This window comes from Pseudoalteromonas sp. ND6B, from assembly GCF_000764215.1.
Taxonomy (GTDB): domain Bacteria; phylum Pseudomonadota; class Gammaproteobacteria; order Enterobacterales; family Alteromonadaceae; genus Pseudoalteromonas; species Pseudoalteromonas tetraodonis.
Genome location: NZ_JQFL01000058.1, coordinates 22427 through 39996 on the forward strand (window position 1 = coordinate 22427; position 17570 = coordinate 39996).

The window sequence follows — 17570 nt, forward strand, 5'->3', positions numbered from 1 at the left end:
AAGCAGCAGTACACAGCCCAAATTACCCCAAGGTCAATGCAAGCATGTCGACACGAGGCAATTACGGTTGTTTTACCGTCATTATTTTAAACAGACTGTTACTTATTTAATTTAACCACATGCTAGACTCACTCAATTATTAGCATTTACTGATTTACTAACTGCTAGCTTATTTTTATATGGAATAATCATGAATATAGAACAAATTAACGACATACTAGGTTTTGTGCTGTTTAGTTATAACGACGTACATATTACGGTTGCTAAAGTCATTCAAGTCCCACTGATTTTATTTACTATGTGGTTTGTGGTTACACGTATTGGTAAATTGATTAAGAAGTCATTACTTGCTCGAAAAATGAGCCCAGATGCAGTGCATTTATTCACGCGTTTTTATTTTATTTTAAGTATTGCGATTTTACTTTTTACTTCCCTTGAGGTGCTCAACATTCCACTAACCGCATTTGCCTTTGTATCGGGTGCGATTGCCATTGGTGTGGGGTTCGGTGCACAAAATATTATTAATAACTTTATTAGCGGCTGGATATTAATGTGGGAGCGGCCAATCCGTATTGGCGATTTTCTAGAAGTTGGCACTGCAAAAGGGGTGGTTGAAACTATTAACACTCGCTCTACCCGCATTCGCAGAAACGACGGGGTGCATATGTTGATCCCTAATAGCCATTTATTAGAAAATACGGTTACAAACTGGACGCTTATTGATGGCAATGCGCGCTCATCCGTGAGCGTAGGCGTAGCTTATGGCTCTGATGTATTACTGGTTAAAAAGTTAATTCAGCAAGTATTAGATGAACATGAAGCAATATTAACAACGCCCCAATCAACGGTGTTGTTTGATGACTTTGCCGACAGCTCGCTGGTCTTTAATGCTATTTTTTGGGTGTGCGCTGAATCTGAAACTCGCTTAAGACAAGTGCGCAGTGATATTCGCTTTAGTATTTATGAAGTGTTTGAACAACACGATGTGGTTATTGCGTTCCCGCAGCGAGATATTCATATTGATGGTGAAATTGCACTCACACGTTCATTAGTGAAAAAGTAGTATTTAAAAAAGTGCCGCGTTATTTTGCCACATTTTTTAACAATTCATTGTAAGGACATATGTCCGCTTTTTGGTTGTTTAGTTGCTAAAAGTACACTAAAAGTCGGGATAGTGCGCTTAAGTGTTAAAAATAAGTTTATATTTTTAACACTCAGCATGCGGTAAATTAATTACAGCATGGTATAATCTCGCGTATTCAGTCAGCCTTATTTATGCCGTTTTTGTACTCTCGGTAATAAGGTCCGCGCCGCATAGAGCAAGTCGCGAAAAATTGACTGAATCCGTAATTATTTAATTGCGCAACACATCAACCGTTGAACAAGAGTGCACTAAAAAGGTTAACCCCGACATGAAAGCAATGAAAAGATCTACGTTAGCAACCCTTATCAATGCAACGTTGTTCTCTGCCGTAGCAGGTACTTCAATTTCAGCCCTAGCTGCTGAGCAAGAAACTACTGCTAAGAAGAACCAACTAGAAGTTATTCAAGTAACTGCTCGTAAACGAGTAGAAAACGCTCAAGAAGTACCTGTTGCTGTTTCAGCCCTGCAAGGCGACAGTTTAGATGCTTACAGCTCAGCTGGTATGGATATTCGTTTTATGAATGCGAAAATCCCAAGTTTATCTATTGAATCTTCATTTGGTCGTTCATTCCCACGCTTTTATGTACGTGGTTTAGGTAACACTGATTTCGATTTGAATGCTTCACAGCCTGTGTCACTTGTGGTTGATGAAATTGTACAAGAAAATGCTATTTTAAAAGGTTTCCCTGTATTTGACGTAGCCCGTGTTGAAGTGCTTCGTGGCCCACAAGGTACGTTGTTCGGCCGTAATACGCCTGCTGGTCTAGTTAAATTTGATACTGTTAAACCAAGTCAAGAATTTGAAGGTTATGGCTCTGTATCATATGGTAGCCGTGGCGCAGTTGATTTTGAAGGCGCTGTTGGTGGTTCATTAACAGACCGTTTATCAACGCGTGTTTCAGTACTTTGGCAAGACAAAGACGATTATATTGATAATCGTGCACCGGGCTTTGAACAAAAAGATGCCTTAGGTGGTTACACTGAACAAGCTGCACGTATTCAATTTTTATATGAAGGTGACGATTTCACTGGATTATTTAACTACCATGTCCGTGATTTAGATGGCTCTCCAATTGCCTTTCGTGCCAATACTATCAAGCCTGGCACTAACGACTTAGTTGATGATTTTGAAAATGATGTGGTTTACCACGATGCCGCATCGCGTGCGACGCAACAAGTGGAATCACAAGGTGCAAGCCTTAAACTTGAGTGGGACTTAGCTAACCACACAGTAACGTCAATCTCTGGTTGGGAAAGTGCAGAAATTTACTCTCGTGCTGACATTGATGGTGGTTACGGTGGATTCTCTATCAATGATGTTCCAGTAGCTATGGGTCCTGGTTTTATTCCTTTTTCTTCAGAAAGTGCTGATGGTATTCCAGACCAAGACCAATACACGCAAGAGTTACGTTTATCAAGCAACTTTGCTGGCGATGTAAATTACCAGGTGGGTGTTTTTTACTTCGACGAAGCATTAACGATTGAAAACTTTAGCTATGATACGGCTAATAATGGCGTATTAAATGGGTTTGTTAGCCAACAGCAAGACACTAAAGCATGGGCTGTGTTTGGCTCAGTTGATTACACCATTACTGATGATTTAAAAGTAACAGCAGGCCTGCGTTACTCTGACGATGAGAAAGAGTTCTCAGCAAATCGTACGCTTAGCCCTGTAGGTGGTGCTGCGACTTACATTGAAAAAAATGTAAGCGATGATCACGTAAGCTGGGATTTATCGGCTAACTACAAAGTCAATGATGACGTAAACTGGTATGGCCGCATTGCTAACAGTTTCCGTGCACCGAGTCTTCAAGGTCGTATCTTATTTGGTGATGAAGTAACCGTTGCTGATTCAGAGACTGTTACTTCGTTTGAAACAGGTATTAAATCTGATGTGTTAGATGGCCAAGGCCGTGTTAACGCAACGGTATTTTATTACACCATGGACGACCAACAGCTAACGGCTGTAGGTGGTGGTGCTAACTTTAACCGCTTATTAAATGCTGATAAAACAACTGGCTACGGTTTCGAAATTGATTCTGAGTGGGTGTTAACGGATGAGCTAAATGCCACGTTTAACTTAAGCTACAACAAAACCGAGCTTAAAGACAAAGATTTAGCCGTTGCTGTGTGTGCACAATGTACTGTTACTGATCCTACGTTCCAAGTACCAGGTGCATTTGGTCCTGAAGACCGTGCTATTTTAGATGGTAACAGCTTACCGCATGCTCCAGAGTGGATCTCTAACATCACACTTCGTTACACTAAAGAACTCGCTGAAGGTGAATTCTTCACTTACGCTGATGTGTCTTACCGTAGTGAAATTGACTTTTTCTTATATGAATCAGTTGAGTTTGAAGGTAAGCCACTAACAGAAGTAGGCCTACGTGCTGGTTATGCATGGGCACAAGGCGACTACGAATATGAAGTATCAGCATTCGTGCGTAACCTATTTGACGAGCAACAAGCGATTGGTGGTGTTGATTTCAACAACAACACAGCAATGGTTAACGAAGAGCGTTACATTGGTGCTGAATTTAAAGTTAACTTTTTCTAATCGAAAAATTTAACGTTAAATTGTAATTATTGATAAAAGCCTGCCTAGTGCAGGCTTTTTTATTTTTGTAGAGCTGCTAAAGTAGCGCTCATATGTTTATTAAAGAGAAAAAGTAATGGCTGGATTTTGGAATTACCGTGTAATTTTTTGTGAAGCAACCAAAGATGAAGCGGCGCAATATCAAATACATGAAGTCGAATATAACCTAAATGGTAAAGTAACTAACTGGTCAGAAACGGGGGCAGCGCCGTTTGGTACTTCGTTAGATGAACTAAAAGATGATGCTGAGCGCTTAAAAACAGCATTTGAAAAACCCGTACTTAAAGTGATGCGCAAAGCCCGTGGTTACGAGTTAGTTGATGTAAATACCGGTGAAGACGCTTATGCTGAGCCGCCAGCAGGCTTGACTGAGTAACACACATTAATGAAAGGTGCTTAGGCACCTTTTTTAATATTCAGGGCATAGGCTAAACAGCTAAACAGCTAAACAGCTAAACAGCTAAACAACAAGGAGAAAGTATGTCTATTGAAGCGGTATTATTTGATATGGATGGCACGTTAGTTGATTCTGAAAGTGTGCATTATATCTGTTGGAGCCAATTACTTGCGCCTTTTGGTGTGCGTTATGACGAAGATGATTTTTGCCAGCGCTTTTCTGGGCGCCCCACGATTGACGCTGCAAAGGAAATAAAACAAACCCATAACTTGTCTGTGAGTAGTCGCTATTTAGCGGATGAAAAATACCGTTTGTTTAAGGGTCTGTTGACCTTTGCAGATTTAAATTTGTTCAAGCTAGGGGCGATTTAATCGCGGCGCGAGGTTTGTAACCTAGTGGGCTAAGTCAAAGCCGAGCAACAAAGAGTTAATCGCCCCTAGGCAGAACCCTTCGGGCAACGCCTATTTGGCATTGATGCTGCGTTATCGCCTATTTATGGGGAGTAACCACACCACATAGGCTCTGCCTTGCCTAAATACCAAATAGTCTGCTTCAAATTTAACCTTGAAAGATCAACAGACCCTAGCAAACGTTAAAACCAATTTACCGCCTTTAATGCCTTATGCTGCAGATATTTTATTCGCGGTTAAAGAGCAAGGCTTAAAAATGGCGTTAGTAACAGGCAGCGCACGCCATGAAGCTGAGCCAATACTAAAAGGATTAGGGTTTTATGATTTATTTGATACGGTGGTTACAAAAGACGATGTAACCAATCCAAAGCCTGCCGGTGATCCCTATTTATTAGCACTTAAAAATATGCAGGTCGCTGCAAAAAATGCGATTGCCGTTGAAGATACCTTCACTGGCGTAACAGCAGCAAATAATGCAGCCTTAGCCGTTGTAGCGATTGCTAATAAGCACACCGAGCAGCACGACTTCAGTAAAGCAACACAGCAAATGGATAACCTTGAAGAATTTTGGCAATGGCTTCAATCTCAACTATAGTTTAAGCCATATTTAAATTTGCAAGGATGCAGTTATGGTTACTATTCAAAGATACCTATTTATTTTTTTAACGCTTTTTAGTGCGAGTTTATTAGCGCAATTGCCGCAGGTGCAACTCGCTGATGTTTATGATGAAACTAAGCATAACGATATTCGCCAATATTTGGTGAGTGAAAAGTTTGACGGCGTTAGAGCAATATGGACGGGGAAACAATTTGTTACCCGCCAAGGTAATCCAATTAATCCTCCTAAGTGGTTTACCGCCCCTTTGCCTGATGTTTGGTTAGACGGTGAGTTATGGACCAAGCGGGGGCAATTTTCTGTTCTCAGTGGTATTGTTAGAACAAAAATACCCAACGACTTACTCTGGCAAACAGTGACTTATCAAGTATTTGATATGCCAGATACAAGCACGCCTTTTCATCGTCGCTATCAAAATTACCTGTCACTCATTACTAAGTTAAATAGCCCCCATATTAAGGCGGTTAAGCAATATCAATTTAGCGACAATCAGCAACTAAGTGATTACTTTAATGAGGTCACCAAACAAGGCGGGGAGGGCGTTATGCTTCATTTAGCAGAGGCTAAGCATTCGAGTGGTCGCTCTAGTGCATTGTTAAAACTCAAACCTTATTTGGATGCTGAAGCGCTAGTTATTGAACATTTACCAGGTAAAGGTAAATACACAGGTATGCTCGGGGCATTGCGAGTGCAAACCAAGCAAGGCGTAACCTTTTCTATTGGCACGGGCTTTAGTGATGAAGAACGCAGGCGTCCGCCAGCCATTGGTTCAATAATCACTTATCGATACCACGGGTACACTAAAAATGGTTTACCGCGTTTTGCTAGCTTTTTGCGAGAAAGACCCGAAAAATAAAGAGTGTAGGCCAATTCAGTATATATTTTTTAGCAATTATGCTAAATTGCGCGGCCTTTTTGGTAATGTTTGGTGATCTATGTTTGTTGGTTTTGATTATGGTAGTTCTAATTGTGCTATGGGTGTTTTAAACGAAGAGCGTGTTCAGCTTATCCCTTTAGAGCAAGGCAAACATTATCTTCCATCAACTTTATACACTCATCATAGCGCCTTAGTCGTTGATTTTGTTGCGCAGCATTTGCATGGCTCAGAGCATGAGCATGCCTATAAAACCGCGCGCCAACCCTTACTTAATACACTCCCGCGAATTAAATCAGACCTAGACTTACAAGCCGGCGACGACACTCTATTTATTGGCCGTGAGGCAATTAGTGAATATGTACAATTTCCTGAAGAGGGTTATTTTGTAAAATCCCCTAAATCATTTTTTGGCGCAACGGGCTTAAAGCAAGGGCAAATCAATTTTTTTGAAGATATTGCTACAGCAATGATTTTAAAAATAAAACAACGTGCTGAATTATCGTTAGGGTATACGCTGAGCCAAACTGTTATTGGGCGCCCAGTGAATTTTCAAGCGGTCGGTGGTGAGCAGTCAAACCAACAAGCCGTGGGTATTTTAACACGCGCAGCAAACCGGGCGGGCTTTAAAGATGTTGAGTTTTTATATGAGCCACTCGCGGCTGGGATTGATTATGAAAGTGATTTAACGCAAGACCAAAAAGTATTGGTGATTGATATTGGCGGTGGTACCAGTGACTGCTCATTTGTACAAATGGGGCCAAGTTTTAGGAATAAGCAACAACGAGATGCAGACTTTTTAGCGCATAGCGGAAAGCGAGTAGGCGGAAACGATTTAGATATTGCTTTGAGCTACCATGGTTTAATGCCGTTACTCGGGCTTGGCAGTACGTTTAAGTCAGGTTTACCACTACCTAATCAACCATTTTGGCAAGCTTGTAAAATTAACGATGTGAATTTACAGAGCCAGTTTTATAGTGCCCAGCATTATCGTGAACTCAGTGCGCAGTTACGCGATGTCAGCGCTCCTGAACTTTATAAACGACTTATTCACTTACAGCAAAATAAGCAAGGTCACCAATTAGTTCAACAAGCTGAAGCGGCTAAAATTGCATTAACATCCGCAAATAGTTTTAATTGTGATTTAGCCTTTTTAGATAACTCATTAAGCAAAGATATTTCAGTCGCTGATTTAGCGCTTGCTGTTGACGATAGCATTAGTCAGATTGTTACCTTGGCTAAACAGGCAATTACTGATGCGAATACCACTCCCGATGTGATTTACTTAACGGGAGGAAGTGCACAGTCTCCATTAATTAAAGCGGCGTTGAGTGAGCATTTAGGCAACATAAAAATGGTGAACGGTGATCACTTTGGTAGTGTAACTGCTGGCCTTACTAAATGGGCCAGCATGCTTTATAAGTAAGCTGCTATAGAGATATTTGTCGGGTTGCGAGGTATTTTTCGTAATCTGGCAATGTTCGCTCAAGCTCTATATCCATTAATGGTGAGCTAAGTAGCATATCGGCACTCACTTCATTACACGCCACAGGAATATTCCACACAGCAGCTAAACGTAGCAGAGCTTTAACATCAGGATCATGAGGTTGCGAGGCTAAAGGGTCCCAAAAAAAGACTAATACATGTATTTCATGCTCCGCTATTTTCGCCCCGAGTTGTTGATCGCCGCCCATAGGGCCACTTAATAATTGAATAACATCAAGCCCTGTTGTTTTCTCAATTAAATGCCCAGTAGTCCCTGTGCCATATAAAGTGTGTTTACTTAGAGTGGCCTTATGTTTTTCACACCATAACTTAAGCGCGGCTTTTTTGCCGTCATGTGCTACTAAGGCTATATTTTTTTGCGCAGGTAGAGATTGTATTTTTTGATCCATGCTGATTCTTATTAGTTAGAGTAATAAATTGATAGCCAAGGCAATAAATACAATGCCTGTGAACCTATCAATCCAGAGCTGGCTATTTGGGTGATTTCTAAAAAATTGAGCTATTTTATCGCCGAAATAAATATACGTGCAGTCAATCGGAAAAGCAAAGATTGGATAAAGTAGCCCAAAAAATGCCAGCTGAAAGGTTGCAGATGACAAGCTAGGGTCAACAAATTGTGGGATAAAAGCAATAAAAAACAAAGCCACCTTAGGATTAAGCACTTCTGTCATCATGGCTTGAAACATGACATTTTTGTTTTTATTGGTTGTAACATGCGGTTTATCGCTTTGCTCACAAGATGGTGGCATAAACGTGCCTTTAAGCATCATAAAACCTAAGTAACATAAATAGGCTGCACCTGCATATTGTACGCTGGCATAGGCTGTTTCAGAGGCTTTTAAAATAGCACTTAAACCAATAACTGCAAAAAATGTATGTACTACGCCACCTAAGGCAAAGCCAAAAGCACTTTGCATACCTGCTTTTCGCCCGTTAGCAAATGTTTGTGCCATTAAAAACGCGTTTGATGGCCCAGGCGCAACGGCCATTAAAAAGCTGGCGAGTAAAAATGAGAGCAAAAAGTCAGGGTTGATCATTAAATAGTACGAAAAAGAAGTGGTAAGTGATTTTATCAAGCAATGAGAAAAATAAAAAGCGGGCATATTGCCCGCTAAGTTGAGGATACTAAGTTGTTATAAAACTAGCCGTTATACTTTTAAACATAACGAAGTGCTAAATTTATTAAAAACTAACGGTGATATTATTTGAACACACCGTAGTGCTCAGCGCTTCACATACTTGATATGTATACGTACCACCCCCTTTAGTATTTATACTGTCGGTGTAGGCATTATTATTTGCAGTGGTAATGACTTTGCTACCATTGCGGTAGATATCAACTTGGCTTGTTGCTGCGCCATTCCAACTTAAATCAACAAATTTAGTGCCTTTTGATTTGTAACCTGAAGCGCTAAGAGAGATATCATCTACGCCTGGCTCTGGATCAACACCACCAGTATCGCCACCCGCACAGCCGTTTGCTGTAAGGTAAGCATCAGCGTCTGCCGCTTTTACAATACCATAGCCAAAGTAATCATCACGACCAGCAGCCCCTTGATCTTGCGCAGTTGCTTTTAACGCATCGCGAATTTCTGTGCCTGTACAGTCGCTATGGTTAGACCATACTAGCGCAGCAATACCTGAAACTGCAGGCGTTGCCATTGACGTTCCACTCATAAAACCATAATCAGTTGCGCCAATATTAATTGTCACGTTTGTACTAGCAACTAATGCGCTACGATCTTCAAATGCAGCGCCTACAGCAGGAATTGAAGTATCGTTGGTATCACCTAGTGTTGCGTATAACATGCCGGCTTCATTGTTGATAATAACCGCACCTAAACCGCCTGAGTTTTCACAGTTAGCAACTTTGTCATAAAATGAAACAACGCCGCGGTCAATCATACATACTTTACCAGCCGCTGCTGGATCAACTGTTTCGCCGGTCCCCATAAAGTAGGCACTCGCCGTGACTTGACCTGCATTTTCCATTGCTGATGAATTATATGCTGTGCCATCGGCTGACATACTCGCTGCTGTAGCCATACCTGCAGGGTAGGTTGATAGCGTATCAACACCACCGGCTGTTACTTCTACACAAATGGTTTCATCGTTTGTTGCACGTTTACCACGACCTGATGAACAACTTGGGAATTGTGAAAAATCAGCAATTTGATTATTGGCATCATTAGCACCAACCATCATAACTGACGGGTAGCCTGCAGGATAAGAACGTACGTTATTACCATCATTACCCGCGGCAGCAACAACAAGGCCGCCTGCATTGGTAAAGTTAGCAAACGCATTTGATTCTGTACTGTTTGAGCCGCCGCCCCCTAAGCTCATACTAATAATGTTCGCACCTGCTTGAGAACATAAATCTGCTGCTTGAGCCAAGTCAGATGAGTAACCCCAGCCTGATTCGTTAAATACTTTAATAATGTGCATTGCCACACCCGGTGCCATACCTACCACACCAAGGTTGTTGTCTGCAGCACCAATTGTACCGGCTACGTGAGTACCATGTGGGCCGCCATTATCAAACCAATTACCGGTGCCACTGTCGTTATCACCGGTGATGTTGCCCCAAATAAAGTCAGGGTTTGAGCTATCTAAGCCGGAATCGATAACACAGACTTTCATGCCTGCATTGGCATCAAAAGTTACTTGATCAACCTGTGATTGATAAACGGCATAAGGCGTAATTTGCTGCTGCATTGCATCGCCTACATCATCGTTAAATAATGACATAGGTACACGCTTATGATCTTCTTCAATGAGTTTAATATGTGGGTTGTTGAGTAGGCCTTTTAAGCTACTTAAATCTTGACCAGTAAATTTTGCGGCAATAAATCCATTACCATCTACTTTAATCTCACCACCTAGTTTTTTAGTAAGCGCTTTAACAACACCTTTTTTATTATTATCAACTTGAATGATGAAGCGATCGTTTGCAGCATGGGCAGTTCCGGCTGCAAAAATACCAGTAAGAACTAATGCTAAGGCGAGTTTATTCTTTTTCATATTATAATATCCTAGAATTAATTGGTTAACCTTTTGTTAACTTAAACCGACATTAAAATAATAAAAAGCAAAAAACAAGGTGTTTTATCTACAAAAACGAAATTATTTAACTAAAAATTAATTATTTTTAAACAAAAAATATATGTTTTGTTTGGGTTAGGGGCGGCTAATCAAGTAGCACCTGAATTAGCCAAAATGAGAGAAGTATTGAAAATGCGTTAGTGGCTAAGCATATTTAGCATAACGAAACAGTAAATAACAAAAAGGAATTAATAATAGAAAGTGCGTACCAATAAGCTCTGGGGTTGATAAGTTTAAGTATTGAGTAATAAAAACCAATAAGCTTGCTCCACTCATTTGCATTGCTCCCAAAAGAGCAGAGGCGGTGCCTGCTTGTTTAGGAAATAAACTCAAAGCACGCCCAGCGGCAGATCCAAGTGTCAAGGCAAAACCAAATGCTGCAATGAACATAGGGATCATTAATGCCAATGGCGTTTTATATTGGCTTAATAACAACATAAGTAAGCCGGCACTCACTAGCACTAAAAGGCCTATTTTTAAGGCTCTTTTAGGTTGACGTTTAATGTAAATAGGCATAATAAAACTAGCAAGAATACTAAGCACTGCATTGAGCGAGAACCAAAAGGTAAAGTCGGCTACGCTGCCACCTAATTCAGTAATGAGCCAACCGGGAGCCAGTGTTACAAACACCAATATAGCTGACATAGTGACCATACATAACAAGCTATTAAATAAAAATAATGGAGTTGAAATGATGGGGAAAAAGCGTCTTAAATCTAAAATATGCCCCTGGTAATGACTGTCTGCTGGTCGTGTTTCCCTAAACAAGAACAAAGTGACAATAAACCCCAGTAATGCAAAACCGGTTAAAAATAGAAAGTTCATTTGCCAACCAAACTGTACGGTTAGCCAAGCACCTAAAATGGGCGCTAATGCTGGAATAAAGCAAACTATACCGTTTAGATAGGTAATTATTTGGCCACTGCGTTCACTACCAAACTTATCTCTTACTATTGCAAAAGCGACAACAAAGGTAGCGCACGCGCCTAACCCTTGAATAGCACGAGCAAACATCAGTACTAAAAAGCTAGGAGCATAATATGCACCCAATGCCGCCAGTCCATACAAAGCGACCCCAGTTAAGGCGACGGGCTTTCTGCCAAAACGATCAGCGAGTGGACCTGCAATTAACTGCCCCAAACCAACAGTAAGCATAAAAATAGCCACCGTTTGCTGTACTTGCTTTTCGCTCACTGAGAATTGCTCTGCGATAGTGGGAAAGGCAGGCAGGTAAATATCAATGCCCATCGGACAAAAAATGACGAGTAACGCTAAGATAAGTAATAAAGTAAAATTGGGTTTAGCGGGCTGTGTATGCATCAGGTCTCCTTTTGTCGGTATTTTAAGTGGCGACTGATGAAAAAGAAAGGGCTTATGGCCGATGTATCAGCCAACTTACCTACTTTTAACCTTATTATGATTATTTTTGTTTAAGTATCACACTTCTTTAAACTGATCCGATGTGTTAATTTGCTTTTTAAGCAAAGACAATGGAAAAATAATAATGAGTAATGAGTCTGCATTAATAAAAACATGGCATAAATTTAAAAAATGGCCATACGGTAACTGGCTTTTCAGCAAAGCCGTGTGTTTCAAGGCACCTTATTTTGGCTCTATGAAACCCACTATTTTAGATTTAAAAGCAGGGCACTGTAGTGCTGTGGTTAAAAACACACGTCGTGTACATAATCACATTGGGACAATTCATGCGATTGCTCAATGTAATTTGGCTGAGCTGTGTGCTGGAGTGATGGTGGATGCGACGGTACCGCATAAAACACACCGCTGGATACCTAAGGGTATGACAGTACAATATTTAGCTAAGGTAGACACAGACGTTACTGCGATTGCTGAAATTGAGTTGCCTCATCAATGGATTGATAAAGAAGATTTAGTGGTGCCGGTAAAGCTTTATAATACCCGAAATGAGTTGGTGTTTACTGCAGATATAACCATGTACATCACAAAGAAGAAGTAATTGCTAAATTATATTTTTATATAAAGTATTAAAAACAATGGTTTAGTTTATTGACTAAACCATTTTTTGTTCAGGTTTAACTTTTTGCAGTAGACGACTTGTTTACAAACGAAAGGCCACTGTCTTCATTATCAACAATGGCTTTTACATCGTTAACCGGTTTTGGTTTATCTTTAGCATGCTCAATGACTTCTTTTTCAAAGCGCTGCTTTAAACTACCTTCAATAATCGCACCGGCTTCTATGCTTAGTGTGTCATGAAAAATATCGCCAAGGACATGGGCATTATTTTCGATCTTCACTTCGCTTGCATTTAAAGAGCCTATGATTTTACCTTTAACAACAACGCTGCTAGCCTCAACAACGCCTTCAACAACACCGGAGGAGCCGATAACTAAATGCTCAGCTTTAATATCACCGTCAATGCGTCCATCGAGTTGCACTTCACCTTGGCTAACTAAAGAGCCCGTAATACGCACATCGTTAGAAATAATTGAGGGAGTATGACTCACTCGCTTGATTGATGAGTCCGTTTTTGCTTGTTTATTTTTACCAAACACGAGAAAGCGCCTTTGTTATTTTTAGTGGATTGACATGCTTGTCGTCTATTAATACTTCATAGTGTAAATGAGTACTTGTACTTCTTCCGGTACTGCCCATTAAACCAATGACATCGTGCTTTGCAACAACTTGGCCTTTTTTAACATTAACTTTGTTTAAGTGACCAAAGCGCGTTACAACGCCATTTTTATGTTCTAATTCAATAAAGTTACCATAACCACCATTGCGGCCAGCTCGACGTACCGTTGCATCGGCAGGGGCAAAAATTTCTGTTTTATGCCAGCCAGCTAAATCAACGCCTTTATGAAATGCGCGTCTTTTATTCATGGGATCTTTTCGAAGCCCAAAGTTGCTCGAAATATAATATTTTGCGGCAGGTAAGGGTAATGTGTTCGGCAAGGCGGTTAAAAAGTTTTCTAGCTGATTTAAAACAAGCAACTTATCGGCAATTGCTAAAAATGTATTGGGTATTTTACTTTCATCAAGTATGTCCAGCGGGCCACCTTGCGCCGTTGTTTGTGCCGCTAATGCGAGGTGCTGTGCGAGTGCATTTTCGAGACCTGTGTCTTGCAATATTTCTAAAATAGCGTCGTGGCGTTGATTAATTTGCGCAGCTAATAAGGTAAAATTAGTATCGTATTGTTCATTTAGTAAAGTATAGCGCTGCTCAAAACTGGTGGCGTTATTGTGGGCCTGTTTGTTTTGTGACTTGTCATCTTCGAGCGGTTCATGGAATTCGCTCTCGCTCTCATTTATAGGGGAGGAGTCAAGCTCACCCTCTAATTTAATGGCGTCTTTGCTAATAGAAGCAGGCAATGATTCAATCATACCTTGTAATAAAGCTTGTTTTTGTTCTAGTTCAGCTAACTGTTCTTGTTGTAATGCATAGCGTTGCTGCTGCTGCTTTACTTTTTGTTGCCACTGCGCTTGCTTATCAAGTTGAGTTTGTTCGATATGAGATATTTGGTGTGTTTGCATATACACACGAATACTAGAGAGACTCATCCACACAATAGCGGTGATAATAATAGCGAGTACAGAAACTTGTAACCATGGTGCCAAAACCACATGCTTTACTTCGCCATTTTGGCGAATAAGCAGCTGGCGAGCTGGGAAGTTTTTATGAAAAAAAGATTTTATGAATACAGACATGTCACATATTTACTGGCTATTAACGGATTCAAGATAGCAATTTCAACTAAAAAAGCCAGAAAAAAATTGTAACTATGGCTTAATTAATAAAAAAGGGCGGCTTATTCGGCCACCCTTTTTTACTAGTTTATTGATTTTAAAATTATTTTGCTGGCAATACCGTACTCTCCACGCAGCCGAAGCCAATACGTGCAAAACCTTCTTTTTCACACCAGCCACGCATTATCACGTTGTCGCCGTCTTCCAAGAAGCTACGCTGTTCGCCGTTGCTTAAGGTGATTTTTTCTTTACCACCACGAGAAAGCTCAAGTAATGAACCTGCTTCTTCATGAGTTGGGCCTGATTGCGTTCCAGAGCCCAGCATGTCGCCTGGCATAAAGTTACAACCGTTTACCGTATGGTGAGTCACCATTTGTGCCACAGTCCAGTATGAATGCTTAAAGCTAGATTTAGACACTTGTGTTGGGTTGTAGCCTTCATCACGCATTTTTTGCGTTTGAATTTTAACATCCATTTGAATATCAAATGCGCCTTGATCACGGTTAGCCGTTGATTCTAAATATTCCAATGGTTGCGGATCATTTTCATCACGCGTCCAGCTTGTTCTAAATGGTGCAAGTGCTTCGGTAGTTACAATCCATGGTGACACGGTTGATGCAAAGTTTTTTGCTAAAAATGGACCAAGCGGTTGGTATTCCCATGCTTGTAAATCACGTGCTGACCAATCGTTGAAAACACAAAAGCCAAACACATGTTTTTCAGCATTTTCAATGGCAATAGCATCACCCAGCTCATTACCCTTACCCAAGTAAATACCCAGTTCAAGCTCGTAATCAAGACGCTTACACGGACCAAATGAAGGTACTTCTGCGTCTGGCGCTTTAGTTTGTCCTTTAGGGCGATGGAACTGCTGACCAGATACGCCAATAGATGACGAACGACCGTGATAACCAATCGGTACCCACTTGTAATTCGGTAGCAGTGGGTTATCAGGGCGGAATAAACTACCTACGGCCGTAGCATGATAAATCGAGGTGTAAAAGTCGGTGTAATCGCCAATGCGACACGGCAGAGCAAATTCAATCTCGCTTTGCGCAATAAGTGCGTGTGTAAGTTGTTCTTGATGCTCAGAACCTTCACGTAATGCTTTCGATAATGCTAAACGTAGGGCTGACCAATATTGCTCACCCAGACCCATAAACTCATTTAGTGTAGGTTTACTTGCTGCAGCAATGGCGACTTGAGCATCGCCACTAAAAATAGCGAGTTCATTTACTTTTGCTAAATCAATAACCTGATCGCCAATGGCAACCGCGCCTCGGAAAGCTTCGTTGCTATTTTTGCGACGTACTTCGGCAAAAGGTAGATTTTGGATAGGGAAGTCACATTGTGCATCATTCGCTGATGCAACCCAGCTAGTTAAATTTATATCATGGGTTTCGTTAATTAAACTCATTACATTTCCTTTGGTTTAGTTGGTCGCGCATATCAATTTATTAAATAAGAACATAGCACCAGCAAGTTTTAAATATCTACTAGTTATATGGTGATGAAAAGCGCGATTTAAACACGCAAAGAGAGATAAGCTCTCTTAGCTACGATTAAACGACAAAAAGCAGCGAAATACGCTGCTTTTTAGAGTCATAATTTTAATTATAAAACGCCGCGGCGTTCTTGATCTCGTTCGATTGATTCGAACAGCGCTTGGAAGTTACCTTCACCAAAGCCACCATCGTCAACACGTTGAATCATCTCAATGAAGATAGGGCCAAATAAGTTTTTAGAGAAAATTTGCAATAAGTAGCAATCTTCGCTTTGGCTATCAACCAGGATTTGATGCTCACGAATCTTTTCTTTGTCTTCTTTAACCCATGGTACACGGTCAAAAATAGTATCGTAGTACTCAGGGATAATATCTAAAGTTGCGATAGTTGATTTATCTAACTTATCAAGTGAGCTCACTAAGTCATCAGTTAAAAAGGCTAAATGCTGTACACCTGGGCCATTGTATTCGCCTAGGTATTCATCAATTTGGTTATTGTCGTTACCTTTACCTTCATTGATTGGAATAGAGAAAGTGCCACAAGGTGATTTTAATGCATAAGAGAGTAAGGCTGTTTTTTGGCCTTTAATATCAAAGTAGCGCACTTCGGTAAAACCAAACACGTCTTTATAAAAGTTAGCCCATGTTTCCATTGTGCCTTTATAAACGTTGTTAGTTAAGTGGTCGATACGTAAGAACCCTTTATCATTAACGACGTTTTGCTCAGCTAAATCTTCAAAGTCGTTTGCGTAGATAGAGCCTTTATCGCCAAACTGTTCAATAAAGTATATTAAGCTGTCGCCAATGCCGTAAATGGCAGGGTACGGTAAGTCTTTATTTGCTGCATCAGTAGCAGGCTTAGCGCCACGCTCAACCGCTGCTTCAAAAGCCGCTTGAGCGTTCTCTACGCGCCAACCCATAGAACAAATTGCTGGGCCATGATTTTTAGCAAATTCAGCTGAAAAACCATCGCGTTCATTATTTAGTAAAAAATGAATATCGTTTTGGTTGTAATAAACAATGTCTTTACCTTTGAATTTTTTTAACTTTGAAAAACCAAAATCGGTAAACACTTTATCCATGTAATCGGCATCGGGTGTTGCGTACTCGGTAAATTCAATACCAACCAAACCTAAAGGGTTATTTACTTCACTCATTATAATTACTCCCGCAATTAAGCACTGCGATTATTAGTTATCGTATTGCCTGCATGATTAACCAGATTAGTGTTTTGGGGAAGAGGGTGTTGTTATTTAGTAAATAGCGCGTGTGTAAATTTTACGAGACGGTTATCAAAGTATGTTGTTTATTTACATACGAGCAGGTGAAAGTAAAAATTAGGTAGCGAGATAAAAGTGCATATTTTCTTGTTAAGTTATTGATTATTAATAGTTTAATTTAATTTATTTATATGTGTTTTTAGTTTTTTTGCGCTAAAAAAAGTGCGGTTTTTGTATTTTATTATTTACACTTTTAATGAGTTTGGTTAGCTGCGATATATATAAAAACAAAGAGTATTGATGGTTTGCTGCTATGAACTCGTTTTGCACAGTGATGAGGTATAAATAATAAACGGCTGAATGTAAAAATTGTGTGGTTTAATCTAGCGGCCATAAAAATACCCCCTGCAGTTAACTACAGGAGGTATTTGATATCATTTATCAAAGCTCATAATTATGCGTGTGATAA

Annotated in this window: 15 protein-coding genes and 1 pseudogene; 8 read left to right on the forward strand and 8 right to left on the reverse strand. The window is 40.3% G+C overall.

The features are described from left to right. Positions 1-190: 190 nt before the first annotated feature. From ND6B_RS05950 to yegD, 7 genes and pseudogenes are all read left to right on the forward strand, one after another. Positions 191-1063 (forward strand): mechanosensitive ion channel family protein, encoded by an 873-nt coding sequence (locus ND6B_RS05950; protein ID WP_033103840.1) that lies wholly within the window; start codon positions 191-193, stop codon positions 1061-1063. Positions 1064-1412: 349 nt separating this feature from the next. Then, positions 1413-3701 (forward strand): TonB-dependent receptor, encoded by a 2289-nt coding sequence (locus ND6B_RS05945; RefSeq protein ID WP_028835403.1) that lies wholly within the window; start codon positions 1413-1415, stop codon positions 3699-3701. Between the two features lie 115 nt (positions 3702-3816). Next, on the forward strand, positions 3817-4116 hold the full coding sequence (locus ND6B_RS05940) for a hypothetical protein (protein ID WP_016899420.1): 300 nt from the start codon (positions 3817-3819) through the stop codon (positions 4114-4116). Between the two features lie 104 nt (positions 4117-4220). Next, a complete protein-coding gene (locus ND6B_RS05935) occupies positions 4221-4508 on the forward strand; it encodes an HAD family hydrolase (protein ID WP_231485853.1) in 288 nt (95 codons plus the stop codon). A 220-nt stretch (positions 4509-4728) separates the two neighbouring features. Next, a pseudogene (locus ND6B_RS05930) lies at positions 4729-5142 on the forward strand (HAD family hydrolase); the annotation flags it as partial. A gap of 34 nt (positions 5143-5176) precedes the next feature. Continuing rightward, complete coding sequence (locus ND6B_RS05925) at positions 5177-6019, forward strand: DNA ligase (protein ID WP_033103841.1); 843 nt, start codon at positions 5177-5179, stop codon at positions 6017-6019. Positions 6020-6098: 79 nt separating this feature from the next. Next, positions 6099-7463 (forward strand): molecular chaperone, encoded by a 1365-nt coding sequence (gene yegD / locus ND6B_RS05920; RefSeq protein ID WP_033103842.1) that lies wholly within the window; start codon positions 6099-6101, stop codon positions 7461-7463. Positions 7464-7467: 4 nt separating this feature from the next. Here the strand turns inward: yegD and ND6B_RS05915 are convergent, their stop codons facing one another. From ND6B_RS05915 to ND6B_RS05900, 4 genes are all read right to left on the reverse strand, one after another. Next, positions 7468-7932: a methylglyoxal synthase gene (locus tag ND6B_RS05915; protein WP_013464445.1), complete on the reverse strand. Its 465-nt coding sequence runs from the start codon at positions 7930-7932 to the stop codon at positions 7468-7470. Positions 7933-7947: 15 nt separating this feature from the next. Further along, the gene (locus ND6B_RS05910) at positions 7948-8580 is read right to left on the reverse strand and encodes a LysE family translocator (protein WP_033103913.1); all 633 of its coding nucleotides are present in this window, start codon (positions 8578-8580) and stop codon (positions 7948-7950) included. Positions 8581-8725: 145 nt separating this feature from the next. Next, the gene (locus ND6B_RS05905; RefSeq protein ID WP_033103843.1) at positions 8726-10567 is read right to left on the reverse strand and encodes a S8 family serine peptidase; all 1842 of its coding nucleotides are present in this window, start codon (positions 10565-10567) and stop codon (positions 8726-8728) included. A 225-nt stretch (positions 10568-10792) separates the two neighbouring features. Then, entirely contained in the window at positions 10793-11968 is a 1176-nt protein-coding gene (locus ND6B_RS05900) for a multidrug effflux MFS transporter (RefSeq protein ID WP_013464448.1), read from the reverse strand. Positions 11969-12152: 184 nt separating this feature from the next. Here ND6B_RS05900 and ND6B_RS05895 point away from each other — a divergent pair, with 184 nt between their 5' ends. Further along, complete coding sequence (locus ND6B_RS05895) at positions 12153-12626, forward strand: hotdog fold domain-containing protein (RefSeq protein WP_033103844.1); 474 nt, start codon at positions 12153-12155, stop codon at positions 12624-12626. A 76-nt stretch (positions 12627-12702) separates the two neighbouring features. Here the strand turns inward: ND6B_RS05895 and ND6B_RS05890 are convergent, their stop codons facing one another. The 4 genes from ND6B_RS05890 to hppD form a co-directional block, all read right to left on the reverse strand. Continuing rightward, the gene (locus ND6B_RS05890) at positions 12703-13185 is read right to left on the reverse strand and encodes a bactofilin family protein (RefSeq protein ID WP_013464451.1); all 483 of its coding nucleotides are present in this window, start codon (positions 13183-13185) and stop codon (positions 12703-12705) included. Next, positions 13175-14338: a M23 family metallopeptidase gene (locus tag ND6B_RS05885; protein ID WP_033103845.1), complete on the reverse strand. Its 1164-nt coding sequence runs from the start codon at positions 14336-14338 to the stop codon at positions 13175-13177. The genes ND6B_RS05890 and ND6B_RS05885 overlap by 11 nt, the downstream gene beginning before the upstream one ends. Positions 14339-14480: 142 nt before the next feature. Beyond that, positions 14481-15794 (reverse strand): fumarylacetoacetase, encoded by a 1314-nt coding sequence (fahA, locus tag ND6B_RS05880; RefSeq protein WP_028835398.1) that lies wholly within the window; start codon positions 15792-15794, stop codon positions 14481-14483. 197 nt (positions 15795-15991) lie between these two features. Then, positions 15992-17038, reverse strand: coding sequence for a 4-hydroxyphenylpyruvate dioxygenase (gene hppD, locus ND6B_RS05875; protein WP_016899429.1), 1047 nt, complete (start codon positions 17036-17038; stop codon positions 15992-15994). Positions 17039-17570: the final 532 nt, after the last annotated feature.